Annotated in this window: 14 protein-coding genes; 1 reads left to right on the top strand and 13 read right to left on the bottom strand. The window is 69.5% G+C overall.

The window, feature by feature from the left end:
• Positions 1-82: 82 nt before the first annotated feature.
• From U5640_RS29835 to U5640_RS29790, 10 genes are all read right to left on the bottom strand, one after another.
• Complete coding sequence (locus U5640_RS29835; RefSeq protein WP_340379256.1) at positions 83-1,588, bottom strand: CYTH and CHAD domain-containing protein; 1,506 nt, start codon at positions 1,586-1,588, stop codon at positions 83-85.
• A gap of 82 nt (positions 1,589-1,670) precedes the next feature.
• The gene (gene rodA, locus U5640_RS29830) at positions 1,671-2,870 is read right to left on the bottom strand and encodes a rod shape-determining protein RodA (RefSeq protein WP_340379254.1); all 1,200 of its coding nucleotides are present in this window, start codon (positions 2,868-2,870) and stop codon (positions 1,671-1,673) included.
• On the bottom strand, positions 2,867-5,149 hold the full coding sequence (gene mrdA / locus U5640_RS29825; RefSeq protein WP_340379252.1) for a penicillin-binding protein 2: 2,283 nt from the start codon (positions 5,147-5,149) through the stop codon (positions 2,867-2,869). Before mrdA ends, rodA begins: the two co-directional genes overlap by 4 nt.
• 128 nt (positions 5,150-5,277) lie before the next feature.
• On the bottom strand, positions 5,278-5,949 hold the full coding sequence (gene mreD / locus U5640_RS29820; protein ID WP_340379250.1) for a rod shape-determining protein MreD: 672 nt from the start codon (positions 5,947-5,949) through the stop codon (positions 5,278-5,280).
• A 15-nt stretch (positions 5,950-5,964) separates the two neighbouring features.
• The gene (gene mreC, locus U5640_RS29815) at positions 5,965-6,900 is read right to left on the bottom strand and encodes a rod shape-determining protein MreC (protein WP_340379248.1); all 936 of its coding nucleotides are present in this window, start codon (positions 6,898-6,900) and stop codon (positions 5,965-5,967) included.
• A 163-nt stretch (positions 6,901-7,063) separates the two neighbouring features.
• Complete coding sequence (locus U5640_RS29810) at positions 7,064-8,083, bottom strand: rod shape-determining protein (protein ID WP_030779466.1); 1,020 nt, start codon at positions 8,081-8,083, stop codon at positions 7,064-7,066.
• 225 nt (positions 8,084-8,308) lie between these two features.
• Positions 8,309-8,722: a nucleoside-diphosphate kinase gene (ndk, locus tag U5640_RS29805; protein WP_340379231.1), complete on the bottom strand. Its 414-nt coding sequence runs from the start codon at positions 8,720-8,722 to the stop codon at positions 8,309-8,311.
• 107 nt (positions 8,723-8,829) lie between these two features.
• Positions 8,830-9,168 carry a DUF4233 domain-containing protein gene (locus U5640_RS29800; protein ID WP_340379229.1) on the bottom strand — a complete coding sequence of 113 codons (339 nt, stop codon included), beginning with the start codon at positions 9,166-9,168 and terminating at the stop codon, positions 8,830-8,832.
• Between the two features lie 10 nt (positions 9,169-9,178).
• On the bottom strand, positions 9,179-10,663 hold the full coding sequence (locus U5640_RS29795) for a folylpolyglutamate synthase/dihydrofolate synthase family protein (protein ID WP_340379227.1): 1,485 nt from the start codon (positions 10,661-10,663) through the stop codon (positions 9,179-9,181).
• A gap of 107 nt (positions 10,664-10,770) precedes the next feature.
• A complete protein-coding gene (locus U5640_RS29790) occupies positions 10,771-13,395 on the bottom strand; it encodes a valine--tRNA ligase (protein ID WP_340379225.1) in 2,625 nt (874 codons plus the stop codon).
• Between the two features lie 135 nt (positions 13,396-13,530).
• On the opposite strand from U5640_RS29790, the gene U5640_RS29785 reads away from it, so the two are divergent.
• Complete coding sequence (locus U5640_RS29785; protein ID WP_340379222.1) at positions 13,531-14,499, top strand: hypothetical protein; 969 nt, start codon at positions 13,531-13,533, stop codon at positions 14,497-14,499.
• 652 nt (positions 14,500-15,151) lie between these two features.
• On the opposite strand, the gene clpX is transcribed toward U5640_RS29785, so the two are convergent.
• From clpX to U5640_RS29770, 3 genes are all read right to left on the bottom strand, one after another.
• Positions 15,152-16,441, bottom strand: a complete 1,290-nt coding sequence (gene clpX / locus U5640_RS29780) for an ATP-dependent Clp protease ATP-binding subunit ClpX (protein ID WP_340379220.1) — start codon at positions 16,439-16,441, stop codon at positions 15,152-15,154.
• Between the two features lie 180 nt (positions 16,442-16,621).
• Entirely contained in the window at positions 16,622-17,302 is a 681-nt protein-coding gene (locus U5640_RS29775) for an ATP-dependent Clp protease proteolytic subunit (protein ID WP_340379218.1), read from the bottom strand.
• Positions 17,303-18,020: 718 nt separating this feature from the next.
• Entirely contained in the window at positions 18,021-18,629 is a 609-nt protein-coding gene (locus tag U5640_RS29770) for an ATP-dependent Clp protease proteolytic subunit (protein ID WP_030967072.1), read from the bottom strand.
• Between the last annotated feature and the right edge of the window lie 96 nt (positions 18,630-18,725).

Below are 18,725 nucleotides of genomic sequence, written 5' to 3'. Positions count from 1 at the left end.
CTTCGTGAGCTGACAGGGTGGCCATCCAGCCTAACGCGCCCGGAGCACTCCCCCTCCCGCGAAAATCACGAGCGAAACCGTTCTAAACCTCCATCGAACCGCTGGTCTCCTTCCACTGTCCCGGCACCGCCTCCTCCACCCGCTGGGCGCGCCGCTCCTCACGGGCGTAGAGCACGCCGTACGTGAAGCCGTTCTCCCCCACCGCGTGGGCCACGGCGGACAGCTCGCGCAGGGTCGTCCGGGCCATCACGCTGTCCTGGTGGTCGCCGAGCAGGCTCTGGAGCGACTTCATGGACTTGACCAGGTGCTTCGCCGGACGGCCGAGGGCGGGCACGGACGTCTCCGCCGCGTACCGCGTGCGCTTGGCCTTCTTGCGGGCCTCGTGCAGGGCGAGGTCGCGGTCCGCGCCCGGCGGCTGCTCGAGGGCCTCCTCGATCAGCGCGGACACCTTCGCGAAGTCCTTGCGCACGGCCTTGGACAGCACCTTCTTCGGCTTCTTGCCGGCTGCCTTCAGCACCGGCGGATCGGCGACGAGCGCGTCCAGGGTGTCGAGGAGCGTCAGATAGCGCGCGGAGTCCAGCACCCCGAGCAGCCGGCGCCTCGACCCCTTCTCCCCGGCCTTGGACCATGTCCGCAGCCGTTCCCGGACCGGGCCGGCCACCAGGGTGGGCGGCAGTTCGTCGAAGGCCGCCGTCAGCCGCTCGGCCAGCACCTCGTGGTCGCGGCCCACGCCCAGCTCGCCGGCCAGCCATTTCAGCTCGACGGCGACCGGGTCGGTGACGTCCCGGTCGAGGACCTTGCCGAAGGAGCGGAAGGTGCTGCGCAGTCGGCGGGTGGCGACCCGCATGTCGTGCACCGACTCCTCGGTGTCCTGGCGCACCGCCGGGTCCAGCGCGACGATCGCGTCGCGCTGGGCGCGGACGTACGCCAGGACGTGGTCGCCCGCGGTGACGGGTTCGCCGGGGGCATCGTCCTCGGGGCGCGGATGTCCGCCCTTGGTCTCCGCGAGGGCCCGCGCCAGCTTCGACGCCGACCTCGACGGGCGGACGCCCGCCTTGCGCAGCCGTTTCTCCACCTTGTCGAGGAGGGCCGGGGTACCGTGGTCGGCCAGCTCGACCTCGATCTCGCTCCACTGGGCGCTGCCCTGCCCGCCGAACAGCCGCTGCGCCCGTACGGTGTCCACGCTCGCCTCGGCGAGCAGTCTGCCCCCGGCGTCCACCAGGTCCCTCACGTCCCGTGCGGAGCGCAGCCGGACCACCGCCACCAGCTGGCCCTCGCGCACCCGGGAGCGCACCAGTGCGGCCAGCTCGTCCGGGACGGTGTCGGAGAGCGGGGCTCGGATCTCGTCCCGGACTCCGGGGCCGACCGGAAGCTTCAGGTGCCAGCCGGCGTCGGAGCCGCCCGTGCGGCGGCGCAGGGTGATGGAGGCCGAGGCCAGGCGCAGGTCGGAGGTGTCGTAGTAGGTCGCGTCCAGCTCGGCTGTGCCCTTGTCGAGGACGCTCGCCACGCCGGCGACGCCGGTCAGGTCGGGCAGCCCGCTGTCGTCGGATTCGTACTTGCGCTCGATCTCGCGTTTCGTCTCCGCCATGAAATGAATCTAGTCGCAGTCGGGCCGCGACGGCAGGGTCAACTTCCGTTGAATTCAATACCAACGGCCGGAAAACCCTCGTTCAGGCGGACATCGGCCGCTGTACCCGGATCGACTGCAACAGCCCCATCGCCACCCACACGGCGAACATCGACGATCCGCCGTACGAGACGAACGGCAGGGGCAGACCGGTCACCGGCATGATCCCGAGCGTCATCCCGATGTTCTCGAACGACTGGAACGCGAACCACGCCACGATCCCCGCGGCGACGATCGTGCCGTACAGCTCGGTCGTCTCGCGGGCGATACGGCAGGCGCGCCAGAGGATCACCCCGAGGAGCACGATGATCAGGCCCGCGCCGACGAAGCCCAGCTCCTCGCCCGCCACGGTGAAGACGAAGTCCGTCTGCTGCTCGGGGACGAACTGGCCGGTGGTCTGCGAGCCGTGGAACAGTCCCGCGCCCGTCAGCCCGCCGGAACCGATCGCGATGCGCGCCTGGTTGGTGTTGTAGCCGACGCCGGCCGGGTCGAGGCTGGGGTTGGCGAACGCGGCGAAGCGGGCGATCTGGTACTCGTCGAGGATGTGCAGCTGCCAGACGGCGACCGCACCGGCCGCGCCCGCCCCGAGCAGGCCGAAGACCCAGCGGTTGGAGGCGCCGGAGGCGAGCAGCACCCCGAGCACGATCATCACCATCACCATGACCGACCCGAGGTCGGGCATGAGCATCACGATCAGCATCGGGACGGCCGCGAGACCGAGCGCCTGCACGACCGTGCGGTGGTCGGGGTACATCTTGTCGCCCGCGTCGACCCGGGCTGCGAGCAGCATCGACATGCCCAGGATGATCGTGATCTTCACGAACTCCGAGGGCTGGAGCGAGAAGCCGCCGCCGAACACGATCCAGGAGTGCGCGCCGTTGACCGTCGAGCCCAGCGGGGTCAGCACCAGCAGGATGCCGAGCAGCGAGAGGCCGTAGAGGACGGGGACGGCGTTGCGCAGGGTGCGGTGGCCGAGCCAGATGGTGCCGATCATCAGGGCGATCCCGATGCCGGTGTTCATCAGATGGCGGATCAGGAAGTAGTACTGGTCGCCCTGGTTGATCTCGGTGCGGTTGCGGGTCGCGGAGAAGACCAGCGCCGAGCCGATCAGGGAGAGGGCAACGGCCGACAGCAGTATCGGCCAGTCCAGTCGGCGGGCCAGCGAGTCACGGGCGAAGACCCGGGTCCAGCCGGCCCGCCGGGGCCCGTATCCGGAGACGGAGAAGCTGTTCACACCGGTCATGCGAGCGACCTCCTGCCGACCGACCGCCGGCCCGCGGCCCGGCCGCATCCGTCCCGTCGCCGCCGTCGTCGTCTGCGGGTGTTCTGGTTCGTGGTGTTCTGCCCGGTGGTCGCGGCGGGCTGGGAGGCGTCCGGCTCGGGGGCCTTCTCCTGGCTGGCGCGCTGGTCCTTGGCCGGGTCCTTGGCGACCTTCGGGGACTGGATCGTGCCGTCCGTCTGGATGGTCGGCAGGGCCTTCTGCGGGGTGGGCAGCAGGGCGTTCTTCGTGTCGATCGAGCCGTCCGCGGAGACGCCGTAGAGGGCGTTGTAGATGTGGCGCACGGCCTCACCGGAGGCGCCCGAACCGGTACCGGCCTGGGCGATGGTCATGATGACCGTGTAGTCCTTGCTGTAGGTGGCCAGCCAGGACGTGGTCTGCTTGCCGTAGACCTCCGCGGTACCGGTCTTGGCGTGCAGCTCGATCTTGTCCTGCGGCCAGCCGCCGAACTTCCAGGCGGCCGTACCCCGGGTGACCACGCCCGCGAGGGCGTCGTCCATGCCGGCCAGGGTGGCCTTGCTGATGGGCAGTCTGCCCGTCTTCTTCGGCTTGATCTCGGTGACGGTCTTGCCGTCGGCGCTGACGACGGCCTTGCCGATGGACGGCTGGTACATGGTGCCGCCGTTGGCGAGGGCGCCGTAGATCACCGCCTCCTGGATCGGCGTGACGAGGGTGTCGCCCTGGCCGATGGAGTAGTTGATCGAGTCGCCCTCACGCATCTTGTTGCCCTCGAGGCAGTTCTCGTAGGCGATCTTCTCGACGTACGTGCCGTTCTTCTTGCCGTACTTGCACCAGGCGCCCTTGTTGGCCTTCCAGTAGGACTCCTTCCACTGGCGGTCCGGGACCCGGCCGGTGACCTCGTTCGGCAGGTCGACGCCGGTCTCCTTGCCGAGGCCGAACTGGTGGGCCGCCTTGTAGAAGTAGTCCTTCGGCTCACCCTTCTTGGGGTTGATGCCGCCGTCCTTCTTCCACTCGCGGTCCGCGAGGGCGTAGAAGACGGTGTCGCAGGAGACCTCCAGGGCCCGGCCGAGCGAGATCGGGCCGAAGTTCTCGCCCTCGAAGTTGTTGAAGACCTGGCCGCCCACCGAGTACGAGCTGGTGCACGGGTAGCCGCCGTCCCAGACGTAACCGGCCTCGACCGCGGCGGCCGTGGAGACCACCTTGAACGTCGAGCCGGGCGCGGCCTGACCCTGTATGGCCCGGTTGAGCAGCGGGTAGTCGGACTTCTTCCCGGTGAGCTTCCGGTAGTCCTTGGCGGAGATGCCACCCACCCAGACGTTCGGGTCGTAGGTGGGCGCGGAGGCCATGGCGACGATCCGGCCGGTCTTGGCCTCCATCACGACGACGGCGCCGGAGTCGGCCTTGTAGTTGGTGCCGGTGATCTTGTCGAACTGCTGGCGGGCGACCTTCATCGCGTTGTTCAGTTCGTACTCGGCGACGCGCTGGACGCGGGAGTCGATGCTGGTGACCAGGTTGGAGCCGGGCTGTGCCGGGGTGGCCTCGGCCTGGCCGATGACCCGGCCGAGGTTGTCGACCTCGTAGCGGGTGACGCCGGCCTTGCCGCGCAGCTCCTTGTCGTACTGGCGCTCCAGGCCGGAGCGGCCGACCTGGTCGGACCGCAGATAGGGCGAGTCGGTGTCCCGGGCCTTGGTGAGCTCGTCGTCGGTGACCGGCGAGAGGTAGCCGAGGACCTGGGCGGTGTTGGACTTGCCGGGCGCGGGGTAGCGGCGCACGGCCTGCGGCTCGGCGGTGATGCCGGGGAAGTCCTCGGCGCGCTCGCGGATCTGCAGGGCCTGCTTGGCGGTGGCCTCGTCGGTGATGGGGATCGGCTGGTAGGGCGAGCCGTTCCAGCAGGGCTGGGGGGTCTTCGCGTCGCACAGCCGGACCTTCTGCATGACCTCGGCGGGGTCCATGCCGAGGACGCCCGCGAGCTTGGTCAGGACCGCCTTGCCGTCGTCCTGCTGCTTGAGGAGCTCGGTGCGGGAGGCGGAGACCACCAGCCGTGTCTCGTTGTCCGCGAGGGGTACTCCGCGCGCGTCCAGGATGGAGCCGCGCACGGCGGGCTGGACGACCTGCTGGACGTGGTTGCCGGAGGCCTCCTTGGCGTAGGCAGCGCCCTCGCGGATCTGGAGGTACCACAGCCGGCCGCCGAGGGTGCCGAGGAGGGAGAGGACGAGGATCTGGATCACGACGAGCCGGATCTGGACGCGTGGCGTCCGGCCGGTCTCGGGAATGTTGGTCACTGCGGCTGCCTCCCCCTCTCAGTGAGCGAACACAGGTGCACGGCTGGCCGTGCGTACGAATGATGAACGAGCGGCCTGTGAGGCCGCGTTCCGCCGAAAGTGACCCGTTCGGGTGAACTCCTGCGTGTTCACAGCCGCTTGACCCCCTTGATGCGCCCCGCCCGGGTCGCCCGCGACTTCGCCGCCTTCAGCTTGAGCCCGCCGCGCTGGCCGCCGATCTTCAGGCCCGTCCCGGAGGCCGGCCAGCCCGAGGAGATATCCGAGCCCTTGGCCGCCGAGTGGGTCTCGGCGAGCGGATCGTTCTCGGCCCGCCGGGCCAGGAACATCACGCCCGGGACCACGAAGGGCGCGAGCAGCAGGTCGTACAGGGCGGCCGAGAACAGCAGCCCGGTCAGGCCGACATGACGGGCCGCCGTGTCGCCGACGAGGGCGCCGACGCCCGCGTACAGCAGGGTGGAGCCGACCGCGGCGGCGACCACCACGGCCATCGGACCGGTGGCCGACTTGATCTGGCCGGTCTCCGGCTTGACCAGCCCGGCGAGGTACCCGATCACACACAGCACCAGGGCGTAGCGCCCGGCCGCGTGGTCGGCGGGCGGCGCGAGGTCGGCGAGGAGGCCGGCGCCGAAGCCGATGAGGGCGCCGCCGACATGGCCGTACACCATGGCGAGGCCGAGGACGGTGAGCAGCAGCAGATCGGGGACCGCGCCCGGGAGGTGGAGGCGGGCGAGGACGCTCACCTGGATCACCAGGGCGACGACGACCAGCGGGACGGAGAGCAGGATCCGGTTGACGCGCATGGGGGTTGTCAGCTCCTACTGCTGCTCTTGCTGCTGGCCGTCGGCGTTCGGGGTCACGGTGACGGTGACCGTCGGGGTGGGCACCGGCTTGGGTCTGGCCGGGAGCACGGTGTCGCGCGGGTCCTTCTTCGGGGTCTCGACGACCACGCCGACGACGTCCAGCTTGGTGAAGCTGACGTACGGCGTGACGTAGAGGGTGCGGGTGAGGTCGCCGCCGGAGGGGTCGACCCGGGAGACCACACCGACCGGGACCCCGGGCACGAACGGCTTGTCGGCCTGCGAGCCGAAGGTGACCAGCCGGTCGCCCTTCTTCACGTCCGCCTTGCCGTTGAGGAGTTCGACGCGCAGCGGGCTGTCACCCTGTCCGGAGGCGAAGCCCAGTTCGTCGTTGCCCTCCATGCGGGTGCCGACGGTGAAGTCGGGGTCGTTGGCGAGGAGCACGGTCGCGGTGTTCGGGCCGACCGTGGTGACGCGGCCGACGAGCCCGTCGCCGTTGAGGACGGTCATGTCGCGCCTGATGCCGTCGTTCGCGCCGACGTCGATGGTGATCGTCCAGGAGAAGCCCTGGGCCGCCCCGATCGCGATGACCTCGGCGCCCTTGATGCCGTACTGGCCCTCGCCCGCGATCTTGAGCATCTTGTCGAGCTGGGCGAGCCTGCTGCGGTTGCGGTCGTCGCTGCCGAGCTTCGCCTTGAGGGCCGCGTTCTCCTTCTCCAGCAGCGCCATCCGGTCGTGGCGCTCACCGGAGTCGCGGACCGCCGAGACGGCGTTGCCGACCGGGTCCACCGCCGAGGACACCCCCTCCTCGATCGGGCCGAAGACCGCGGCCGCGGCCTGCCGGGCACCGTCGACCGGGGAGTCCTCACCACCGCGGATGTCCACCGTGATCAGTGCGAACGCGATGGCGATCAGCAGCACCAGGAGCAGCCGGCTCTCTCGTGTGTCCCTCACGTGCGGCGGCCGTGCCCTTCCTCGATAGGGAAATCACTACACAGGAATTCGGGTAGCCCCGGGCCAGGATGACCAAGGGCGCTTTGTGGGAGCTTATGCCGGGATGTCAACGATCCGCCGCACGAGAGGCGATCATCCCGTACGGCGGAACCGAAGCGTTACGTCATCTGCGGGGCGCGGCGTCCAGAACCTGCTGGAGCGCCTCGAACTCCTCGACGCACTTGCCGGAACCGAGGGCCACGCTGTCCAGCGGGTCCTCGGCGATGTGGATCGGCATGCCGGTCTCCCGGCGCAGCCGCTCGTCCAGACCGCGCAGCAGCGCTCCGCCGCCGGTCAGAACGATTCCGCGGTCCATGATGTCGCCGGAGAGCTCCGGCGGACACTTGTCCAGCGTGGTCTTGACGGCGTCGACGATCGCGTTGACGGGCTCCTCGATCGCCTTGCGCACCTCGGCGGCCGAGATGACGACGGTCTTGGGCAGCCCGGAGACGAGGTCCCGGCCACGGATTTCGGTGTGCTCGTCGGAGTCGAGGTCGTACGCCGAGCCGATGGTGATCTTGATCTGCTCGGCCGTGCGCTCACCCAGCAGGAGGCTGTACTCCTTCTTGATGTGCTGGATGATCGCGTTGTCCAGCTCGTCGCCCGCGACACGGATGGACTGGGCGGTGACGATGCCGCCGAGCGAGATGACCGCGACCTCCGTGGTGCCGCCGCCGATGTCCACCACCATGTTGCCCGTGGCCTCGTGGACCGGCAGGCCGGAACCGATGGCCGCGGCCATGGGCTCCTCGATGATGTGCACCTGACGGGCGCCGGCCTGGGTCGACGCCTCGATGACGGCGCGGCGCTCGACGCCGGTGATGCCCGACGGCACACAGACGACGACCCGCGGACGAGCCAGATACCGCCGCTTGTGGATCTTCAGGATGAAGTAGCGGAGCATCCGCTCGGTGATCTCGAAGTCGGCGATCACGCCGTCCTTCAGCGGCCGCACGGCCACGATGTTGCCCGGCGTGCGCCCGATCATCTTCTTCGCTTCGGCGCCGACCGCGAGGATGCCACCGGTGTTGGTGTTGATCGCGACGACGGACGGCTCGTTGAGTACGATCCCGCGACCCCTGACGTACACCAGCGTGTTGGCGGTCCCGAGGTCGACAGCCATGTCACGGCCGATGAACGACATTGAGTTCCCCATCAGGATTCGACTGGCCTTCCATGAGCTTTTGAGGGCTTTTCAGGTCGGCGAGGTGGGTGCGGTGACGTGAAGGCTTCCATCGTAGACGCGCCTTCTCGGACACTGCGGAAGGGTCTTGGCCATTGTCAGCAGATGCTGTGTGGGTTCGCTTCCGGAGACGGGCGTTCGGGGAGTCTCGTTCCCTCGATCGCCCGTCCGGTCGTCTCGGAACGGTTACGCGCGACCCGGGAAGAAGATCTTGATCTCGCGCTCGGAGGACTCCTCGGAGTCGGAGGCGTGGATCAGGTTCTCGCGGACGATGACGCCGTAGTCGCCGCGGATCGATCCGGGAGCGGCAGCGATCGGGTCGGTCGGGCCGGCCAGCGCGCGCACGCCCTCGACGACCCGGTCGCCCTCGACGATCAGCGCGACGACCGGGCCGGACGCCATGAACTCCACCAGCGGCTCGTAGAAGGGCTTGCCCTTGTGCTCGCCGTAGTGCTGCTCCAGCGTGTCCTGGTCCAGGGTCCGCAGCTCCAGCGCGGTGATCCGCCAGCCCGCCTTGCGCTCGATACGGCTGATGATCTCGCCGGTCAGGCCACGACGGACCGCGTCGGGCTTGAGGAGGACGAGGGTGCGCTGGCTCACGGGGGACTCCTTCGGGGACTGCTGAGGTGCACTACTGCCGGGTGCGGTGGGACGAGATTACAGGGATTGTCCGTGAACCTGTCACACAGCGTCAGCAGGACCGGCGGTCAGGTCCCGGCCTGGGCCGCGAAGCGGGCCCTCGCCTCGTCGACCTTGCGCCCATAGTGCACCGAGGCCCACCACAGGCCGGCGAACAGCACCCCGATGACGAACATCATCGGGACGAAGAAACCGGACGCGACCAGGGCGATCTGGAGCGCCCAGCCGAGGGCCACGCCGCCGGGCCGGGTGACCACGGCGCACAGCAGCACACTGAGGAACATCGCGATCCCGCACACCGTCCACACCGTGGTCATGGACAGGTCGGGGTCCTTCATGGCGACCAGACCGGCGAATCCGATGATGAAGAACTCGCCGATCAGGGTCGAGGAACAGAGCGTACGCATGGCGGGGTGTTCAGCCCTTCCCGAGGAGCAGCCGGGCCTCGCCGACCGTGATGACGGAACCGGTGACCAGCACGCCGCCGCCGGCGAACTCGCCCTCCTCCTCGGCGAGCGTGATCGCCGCCTCCAGGGCGTCCGGCAACCGCGGCTCGACCTGGACGCGCTCGTCGCCGAACACCTCCACGGCGATCGCGGCCAGCTCGTCGGCGTCCATGGCGCGGTGGCTGGAGTTCTGCGTGACGACGACCTCCGCGAAGATCGGCTCGAAGGCCTCCAGCACCCCGCGGACGTTCTTGTCGCCGCTCGCCCCGACCACGCCGATCAGCCGGCTGAAGTCGAAGGCCTCACGGACGGCGTCGGCGGTCACCCGCGCGCCGGCCGGGTTGTGGGCGGCGTCCAGGACGACGGTCGGGGAGCGCCGTACGACCTCCAGCCGGCCCGGCGAGGACACGGCCGCGAAGGCCTTGCGGACGGCGTCGACGTCGAGCGGCTCGGGCCGCTGGGAGCCGACGCCGAAGAACGCCTCGACGGCGGCGAGCGCGACGGCCGCGTTGTGCGCCTGGTGCTCGCCGTGCAGCGGGAGGTACACCTCGGGGTACTCGCCGCCCAGCCCGCGCAGGGTGACCAGCTGTCCGCCGACGGCGACCTGGCGCGCCACGACACCGAACTCCAGGCCCTCGCGGGCCACCGTGGCGTCGACCTCGACGGCCCGCTTCAGCAGGACCTGGGCCGCGTCGACCGGCTGCTGGGCCAGGATGACCGTGGCGTCCTGCTTGATGATCCCGCCCTTCTCGCCCGCGATCTCACCCGGGGTCTCCCCCAGCCGGTCGGTGTGGTCGAGGTCGATGGGCGTGACCACGGCGACATCGCCGTCGATGACGTTGGTGGCGTCCCAGGAGCCGCCCATGCCGACCTCGACGACGGCGACGTCAACCGGGGCGTCCGCGAAGGCGGCGTACGCCATGCCGGTCAGCACCTCGAAGAAGGAGAGCCGGTACTCCTGCTGGGAGTCGACCATCTCGACGTACGCCTTGATGTCGTCGTACGTCTCGATGAAGCGTTCGGCGGAGATCGGTGCGCCGTCGAGGCTGATGCGCTCGGTGACGGACTGCACGTGGGGGGAGGTGTAACGGCCGGTGCGCAGGTCGAAGGCGCCGAGGAGGGCCTCGATCATGCGGGCGGTGGAGGTCTTGCCGTTGGTGCCCGTGATGTGGATCGAGGGGTACGTCCGCTGCGGCTCGCCCAGGACGTCCATCAGCGCGGCGATCCGGCTGACGGACGGCTCCAGCTTGGTCTCGCCCCAGCGGGTGGCCAGATCGGCCTCGACCGCGCGGAGCGCCTTGTCGACCTCGGGGTCCTCGGGGCGGGTCGGGACGTCGGCGCTCGGGGCTCCGCCCTGGGTGCGGAGGGTGCGGCTGCCGGCCTCGATGACCGCGAGATCCGGGTCGCGCTCGGTCTCGGCCTCGATGATCTCGTCGAAGGAGTCGCTGTCGCTCACGGGGTTCAGTCTAGGCCGGGGCCTACGGAAGAGGGTGGCTGGTCCCGTCCTGCGGGCGCGGGGAGTCTGCGGCTGGTCGCGCAGTTCCCCGCGCCCTTTCAGGGCGCTTACGCCTCGGGCAGCCTGTCCAGCTGGGCCCCGATGCGGGCGATGTCCTCGTCCGCCTTGGCCAGGCGGCCCCGGATCTTGTCGACCACCTGGTCGGGGGCCTTCGCCAGGAACGCCTCGTTGCCGAGCTTGGCGTGGGCCTGGGCCTTCTCCTTCTCGGCCGCCGCGAGGTCCTTCGCGAGGCGCTTGCGCTCGGCCGCCACGTCGATCGTGCCGGAGAGGTCGAGGGCGACCGTGGCGCCGGCCACCGGGAGGGTGGCGGTGGCGGAGAAGGCCTCGCCCTCCGGCTGCAGGCGCAGCAGCTGGCGGATGGCGGCCTCGTGGGGCGCCAGGGCCGTGCCCTCCAGGGTCAGCCGGGCCGGGACGCGCTGGCCGGGCTGGAGGCCCTGGTCGGCGCGGAAGCGGCGGACCTCGGTGATCACCGACTGGAGGCTCTCGATCTCCTGTTCGGCGGCCGGGTCCCGGAAGCCCGAGTCGGTCGGCCAGTCGGCGACGACGACCGACTCCCCGCCGGTCAGTGTGGTCCAGAGGGTCTCGGTGACGAACGGGACCACCGGGTGCAGCAGCTTCAGGGTGACGTCGAGGACCTCGCCGAGGACGCGCTGGGAGACCTTCGCGGGCTCGCCGCCGGCCTGGAACGTCGTCTTGGACAGCTCGACGTACCAGTCGAAGACCTCGTCCCACGCGAAGTGGAAGAGGGCGTCGGAGAGCTTGGCGAACTGGAAGTCCTCGTAGAACGCGTCGACCTCGGCGACGACCGAGTTGAGGCGGGAGAGGATCCAGCGGTCCGTCGCCGACATCGCGGAGGCGTCCGGGAGGGGCCCGTCCACCGTCGCGCCGTTCATGAGGGCGAAGCGGGTCGCGTTCCAGATCTTGTTGGCGAAGTTGCGGGAGCCCTGGACCCAGTCCTCGCCGATCGGGACGTCGACGCCCGGGTTGGCGCCGCGCGCGAGGGTGAAGCGGAGGGCGTCGGAGCCGTACTTGTCCATCCAGTCGAGCGGATTGACCGCGTTGCCGAAGGACTTGGACATCTTCTTGCCGAACTGGTCGCGGACCATGCCGTGCAGGGCGATGGTGTGGAACGGCGGGGTGCCGTCCATCGCGTACAGGCCGAACATCATCATCCGGGCGACCCAGAAGAAGAGGATGTCGTAGCCGGTGACCAGGACGGAGTTCGGGTAGAACTTCGCGAGCGACTCGGTCCGTTCGGGCCAGCCCAGGGTGGAGAAGGGCCACAGGCCGGAGGAGAACCAGGTGTCGAGGACGTCGGTGTCCTGGCGCCAGCCCTCGCCGCCCGGGGCCTCGTCGTCGGGGCCGACACAGACGACCTCGCCGTTCGGGCCGTACCAGACGGGGATGCGGTGGCCCCACCACAACTGCCGCGAGATGCACCAGTCGTGGAGGTTGTCGACCCAGTCGAAGTACCGCTTCTCCATCTCCTGCGGGTGGATCTTGACGCGGCCGTCGCGGACCGCGTCACCGGCGGCCTTCGCGAGCGGGCCGACCTTGACCCACCACTGCATGGACAGGCGCGGCTCGATCGTCGTCTTGCAGCGGGAGCAGTGGCCGACGGAGTGGACGTACGGCCGCTTCTCGGCGACGATCCGGCCCTCGGCGCGCAGGGCGGCGACGATGGCGGAGCGGGCCTCCAGCCGGTCCAGGCCCTGGAAGGGGCCGTGGGCCGTGATGACGGCGTGCTCGTCCATGACGGTGAGGGACGGCAGGTTGTGGCGCTGGCCGATCTCGAAGTCGTTCGGGTCGTGCGCCGGGGTCACCTTGACGGCGCCGGTGCCGAACTCCGGGTCGACGTGGGTGTCGGCGACGACCGGGATGGAGCGGTCGGTCAGCGGCAGGCGGATCTCCTTGCCGACCAGGTGCCGGTAGCGCTCGTCGTCGGGGTGGACGGCGACGGCGGTGTCACCGAGCATCGTCTCGGCGCGGGTGGTGGCGACGACGATGGTGTCGTCCCCCTCGCCGTACTTCATGGAGACGAGCTCGCCGTCGTCGTCCTGGTACTCGACCTCGATGTCCGAGATGGCGGTCAGACAGCGCGGGCACCAGTTGATGATGCGCTCGGCGCGGTAGATCAGCTCGTCGTCGTAGAGCCGCTTGAAGATGGTCTGGACGGCCTGGGAGAGGCCCTCGTCCATGGTGAAGCGCTCACGGGACCAGGCGACGCCGTCGCCGAGGCGGCGCATCTGGCCGCTGATCTGGCCGCCGGACTCGCCCTTCCACTGCCAGACGCGCTCGACGAACGCCTCACGGCCGAGGTCGTGGCGGGACTTGCCCTCCTTGCCCAGCTCGCGCTCGACGACGTTCTGGGTGGCGATGCCGGCGTGGTCCATGCCGGGCTGCCACAGCGTCTCGAAGCCCTGCATGCGCTTGCGGCGGGTGAGGGCGTCGATGAGGGTGTGCTCGAAGGCGTGGCCCAGGTGCAGGCTGCCCGTGACGTTCGGCGGCGGGATGACGATGGTGTACGGCGGCTTGTCGCTCTTCTCGTCCGCCTCGAAGTAACCCCGCTCCACCCAGCGCTCGTACAGCGGCCCCTCTACGTCGGCCGGCGCGTACTGGGTCGGCAGTTCGGTGTGGGGCGCTGATGGCTGCTGATGAGCGTTCTCGGTCACGGGCCCAGTTTAGGGGTGTCACGGGGCCGTCCCGAAACGTGTTTGCCTTGTAACGGTCGGGCCCCCGCCGCCGAGCAGGCACCAGGTTTAAGCCAGGATGTGAAAATCACATAAGCATCTGGAGGGGAACCCAGAATGAGTCAGCACCAGCCGGGTCCGTACGGCGGGCAGCCCCAGCAGCCCGGACCGTACGGCGGCCAGCCCGGCCCCTACGGCCAGCCCCCGCAGGCGCCCCAGCCCGGCTACGGCTACCCCCAGCAGCCCCCCGCCCCGCAGCCCGGTTACGGCTACCCGGCGCAGCCCCCGCAGGCCGGGCCCTACGGGCAGCAGCCGGCGTACGGCCAGCCGCCGACCGTCCCCGGCTACGGCCAGCAGCCCCCGTACGGCCAGGCCCCCTACGGCGTCCCGCAGCCCCCCGTGCCCAGCGGGGGCGGCGGCAAGAAGGCCGGCATCATCCTCGGCGCGGTCGCCGTGGTCGTGGCGATCGGCGTGGGCGCGTTCTTCGTCCTGGGCGGCGGCGGGGGCGCCGGCGGGATCGAGGACGACGGGCCGCACACGTTGACGACTCCGGCGACAGTGCTGACCGAGTACAAGAAGACCGACGGCGACAGCGACACGATGACGAAGGACGATCTGAAGGACGCCGAGAAGTGGGGCGTACACGACCCGAAGGACGTCAGCGCACAGTACACGGCCGGGGACAAGGACAACCCGCTGAGCCAGAAGCTCATCCAGTTCGGCGGCGTGTACGGCACCATCGACGACCCGGAGAAGGCCGTCGACGCGATGTTCGCCTACATGAAGACGGAGACCACCAAGGAGAACGACGAGGACTTCAGCCTGGTCGGCGAGCCGAAGGAGTACAAGCCGGCTTCACTCGACGGCGCAGTCCTCAAGTGCCAGCAGGCCAAGGGATCGAACTCCGACACCTCCCAGGGGCCCAAGGAGATCTCGTTCGACTTCTGCATCTGGGGCGACTACAGCACGCTCGGGTTCGTGATGCCGATGGACATCGCCACGGCCGCGGCGGGCCGCCCCACCGACGCGGAAGCGGACGCCGAACTGACGGCGAAGTTCCGCAACGCGGTCCGCGTGAAGGCCTGAGCGCGGCGGCGCTGAACGGCGAAGAGGCCCCGGTCGGTCGACCTGGGCCCCTTGCACGTCCTACGGCAGAGACTGCCACGCCGTCGTCGGCGAAGGGCGGGGGACTGCGGGGCTCGTTCCTGGCCATGTTCTTACTGCAGGACTCGTTCTCGGCCACATTCCTGAGGACAGCCAGGTATCCCCTGATCGACCGCCAGCCAACCTGTCATGATCACGACTTACCACTGTTGGATCATCGAGAGGATTCCGGATGCTCAAGCGAGCACTCACCATTACGGGACTTGTGATCGCAGGGGCCATCGCCCCTCTGGCAACGGCGGCGCCCGCATCCGCCACCGTCGCACAGTGCACGGGCATCTTGCACAGCTACGGATACGCGGTAGGAGCCAAGTCGACTACGGCCTGTGGCTACCCTCACTCCTACTTCTTCGGCAAGTCCGTACCGCACTCCCTCTGCGTGACCCAGCTCGTGGGCATCGGAGTGACGAACAAACACGCGATAAGCGCGTGTGAGTGGGCGTAAAGCTCGCGCTTACCCTCACATGCACAGGCCGCCCGTGGCACATTCACCCGGGCGGCCTCTCCCTTTGTGAGCCCAAAAGGTGGTGGGGCTCTGCGACTACGCGCGGAGCCCCACCGGGTGCCTCGGCCTCTACGCCGTCTTCTGCTCGCCCGGGCCCCGGCCGCCGCGCTGCTCGCGCGGGATCAGGGTCGGGTTGACGTTGGAGTGGACGACGTCGGCCGTGATGACCACGCGGGCCACGTCCTTGCGGGACGGGACCTCGTACATCACCGACATCAGGACCTCCTCCATGATGGCGCGCAGACCGCGGGCGCCGGTCTGGCGGAGGATGGCCTGGTCCGCGATGGCCTCCAGCGCCTCGCGCTCGAAGTCCAGCTCCACGCCGTCGAGTTCGAACAGCCGCTGGTACTGCTTGACCAGCGCGTTGCGCGGCTCGACCAGGATCTGGAGCAGGGCCTCGCGGTCGAGGTTGTGGACGCTGGTGATGACGGGGAGGCGGCCGATGAACTCCGGGATCATGCCGAACTTCACCAGGTCCTCGGGCATGACGTCCTCGAACTGGTCCTTGGCCTCCAGCTCCCGCTTGGAGCGGATCGTCGCGCCGAAGCCGATGCCCTTGGCGCCGGCCCGGGACTCGATGATCTTCTCCAGGCCCGCGAAGGCACCGCCCACGATGAACAGCACGTTCGTCGTGTCGATCTGGATGAACTCCTGGTGCGGGTGCTTGCGTCCGCCCTGCGGCGGGACGGAGGCCGTGGTGCCCTCCAGGATCTTCAGCAGCGCCTGCTGCACGCCCTCCCCGCTCACGTCGCGCGTGATGGAGGGGTTTTCGCTCTTCCGGGCGACCTTGTCGATCTCATCGATGTAGATGATCCCGGTCTCGGCCTTCTTGACGTCGTAGTCGGCGGCCTGGATGAGCTTGAGGAGGATGTTCTCGACGTCCTCGCCGACGTACCCCGCCTCGGTCAGCGCCGTGGCGTCGGCGATGGCGAACGGCACGTTCAGCATGCGGGCGAGGGTCTGTGCGAGGAGGGTCTTGCCCGAGCCCGTGGGGCCGAGCAGGAGGATGTTGGACTTCGCCAACTCGATGGCGTCCTCGCGGCTCTGGGCTCCGCCGTTCTCACCGGCCTGGACCCGCTTGTAGTGGTTGTACACCGCGACCGAGAGGGACTTCTTCGCGGCCTCCTGGCCGACGACGTACCCCTCCAGGAACTCGTAGATCTCGCGGGGCTTGGGGAGTTCCTCCCAGCGCACCTCGCTCGTCTCGGCGAGTTCCTCCTCGATGATCTCGTTGCAGAGATCGATGCACTCGTCGCAGATGTACACACCGGGCCCTGCGATGAGCTTCTTGACCTGCTTCTGGCTCTTGCCGCAGAACGAGCACTTGAGCAGATCGCCGCCGTCACCGATGCGTGCCACGGTGTGCTTCCCCTTCGCCTGGGAGACGCCTGGACACTTTCGAATCCAGCGGCTCCTGGTGCTGCCTTATTCCGACGGTACCTTGCCGGGACCCCCGTTCGGGCCCCCCTTGGCACGGTTCACTTCCGCGTGGACCGTGTCACACCGTGCCAAGGGGTACGGACGAGAGCGCCCAGTGCGTCAACGCAGAGAGCTGTTGTTCATCTTCCGGGTGGAGATGATCTGGTCGATCAGGCCGTACGACAGGGCGTCCTCGGCCGTGAGGATCTTGTCGCGCTCGATGTCCTCGCGGATCTTCTCGATCGGCGTGGTCGAGTGCTTGGCCAGCATCTCCTCCAGCTGCGCACGCATCCGGAGGATCTCGTTGGCGGCGATCTCCAGGTCGGAGACCTGACCGCGGCCCGTCTCACTGTACGGCTGGTGGATCAGCACGCGCGCGTTCGGCAGGGCCATGCGCTTGCCCGGCGTGCCGGCCGCCAGCAGGATCGCGGCGGCGGAGGCCGCCTGGCCCATGCAGACCGTCTGGATGTCGGGCTTGACGAACTGCATCGTGTCGTAGATGGCCGTCAGCGCGGTGAAGGAACCACCGGGGCTGTTGATGTAGACCGAGATGTCGCGGTCGGGGTCCATCGACTCCAGGCACAGCAGCTGCGCCATGACGTCGTTGGCGGAGGCGTCGTCGATCTGCACGCCGAGGAAGATCACGCGCTCCTCGAAGAGCTTCGCGTACGGGTCGTACTCGCGGATGCCCTGGGAGGTGCGCTCGACGAAGCGGGGGATGACGTAGCGGGACTCGGCGCGGGGGCCGGTGTACTCGGCCGCCGTGCCGGCGTAGAGGCCGCTGCCGGGGAAGTCGTTCACGGTGTCTCCTGGAGAGAGGGTGGGGCGGGGGCTGGGAGGGGCGGGCGGGACTCTGACGGCAGGGTCCCTCTGGGTCTGGCGACGGCGGCGTCCTCACGGGCGGGGCGGGCGGGGTCCCGGCGGGCCGGGTGGCCTCGGTCCTCCGGTGGCCCCGGGTCCTTCCGAGGGCCCCGGTTCCGTCCGGTGGCCACGGCCGGTTCCCGGTCGGCTCCCCGGGCTCCGTGAGCCCTGTCGGGCTCTACGGGCTCCACGAGGGCCTCGGGGACTCCGTGGGGGCCCTGTCGGGTTCGACGGGCTCCGCGGGGGCCTCGTGACCCCTGAGGGGCCCGTGAAGGCCTTCACGGGGCTCGGGGGCCCTTTCGGGCCTGCCGTGCCCTCGCGGGACCCGCCGCCTGCGGGGCGGTGGTCCTTGCGGGACCTGCGAGCCCTTGCGGGGCGCGCCGACCCTCGCGGGACCGGTGCCCTGTCGGGTCGGCCCCCGAGGGGTGCGCGACCCGCCGGGTGCCGCGGGCCGCCGTCGGGCGGACCGTCGGGCTGCGGGCTGCGGGGCTGCCCGGACCGTTGCGATCCGGAGGGACCGGTGGGGTCCGGTGCGATCCCGTGACACCCGACAAGTCTCCGTCGACCTGCGTGGGATCGTGCGAACCCGGCGTCCCCGGAGATCGCCCGGGCCTCGGCCGGCCGTGGCCCGTAGGGGCCGCTGCCGTCGGTCGTGGTCCTACGCCGCCCCGGTACCGCCGCCGCCCGGCATGCCGGCGGCCGTGGGGATGACGTCGTCGATGAGGCCGTACTCCTTGGCCTCGAACGCGTCGAACCAGCGGTCACGGTCCGAGTCACGGGTGATCTGCTCGACCGACTGGCCGGTGTGCTGCGAGGTGAGCTCGGCCATGCGCTTCTTGGTGTGCAGCAGCCGCTCGGCGTGGATCTTGATGTCCGAGGCCGAGCCGGCCAGGCCGGCGGAGGGCTGGTGGATCAGGATCTCGGCGTTCGGCAGCGCGAAGCGCTTGCCGGGGGTGCCCGCGCTGAGCAGGAACTGGCCCATCGAGGCAGCGAGGCCCATGGCGATGGTCACCACGTCGTTCTTGATGAACTGCATGGTGTCGTAGATCGCCATGCCGGCCGTGATCGAACCGCCGGGGCTGTTGATGTAGAGGTAGATGTCCTTGTCCGGGTCCGCGGCAAGGAGCAGCAGTTGTGCGGTGATCTTGTTCGCGATGTCGTCGTCGACCGGCTGGCCGAGGAAGATGATCCGCTCGCCGAGCAGCCGGTTGTAGACCTGGTCGCCGAGGCCACCACCGATAGAGGGCTCGCCGGCGGCGTAGGGCATCAGATTCGTCACGTCTCCACCTGCTCGTCTTACGACGGCGCCGGGCCGTCTCACGTGTACTGCCGGGGGCAACGGGGACTCCCCTGCCCTCGTATT

It is taken from the genome of Streptomyces sp. SS7, from assembly GCF_037993025.1.
Lineage (GTDB): Bacteria > Actinomycetota > Actinomycetes > Streptomycetales > Streptomycetaceae > Streptomyces.
The sequence above is the reverse complement of the archived record's forward strand: the minus strand, read 5'-3'. Positions and strand labels throughout refer to the sequence as shown.

Excerpts from the sequence above, each read along its gene's own strand:
- mreD (WP_340379250.1), bottom strand. The coding sequence starts at position 5,949 with ATGCGCGTCAACCGGATCCTGCTCTCCGTCCCGCTGGTCGTCGTCGCC.
- U5640_RS29770 (WP_030967072.1), bottom strand. The coding sequence starts at position 18,629 with ATGCCCTACGCCGCCGGCGAGCCCTCTATCGGTGGTGGCCTCGGCGAC.
- U5640_RS29835 (WP_340379256.1), bottom strand. The coding sequence starts at position 1,588 with ATGGCGGAGACGAAACGCGAGATCGAGCGCAAGTACGAATCCGACGAC.
- U5640_RS29785 (WP_340379222.1), top strand. The coding sequence starts at position 13,531 with ATGAGTCAGCACCAGCCGGGTCCGTACGGCGGGCAGCCCCAGCAGCCC.
- U5640_RS29800 (WP_340379229.1), bottom strand. The coding sequence starts at position 9,168 with ATGCGTACGCTCTGTTCCTCGACCCTGATCGGCGAGTTCTTCATCATC.
- rodA (WP_340379254.1), bottom strand. The coding sequence starts at position 2,870 with ATGACCGGTGTGAACAGCTTCTCCGTCTCCGGATACGGGCCCCGGCGG.
- U5640_RS29810 (WP_030779466.1), bottom strand. The coding sequence starts at position 8,083 with ATGTCGTTCATCGGCCGTGACATGGCTGTCGACCTCGGGACCGCCAAC.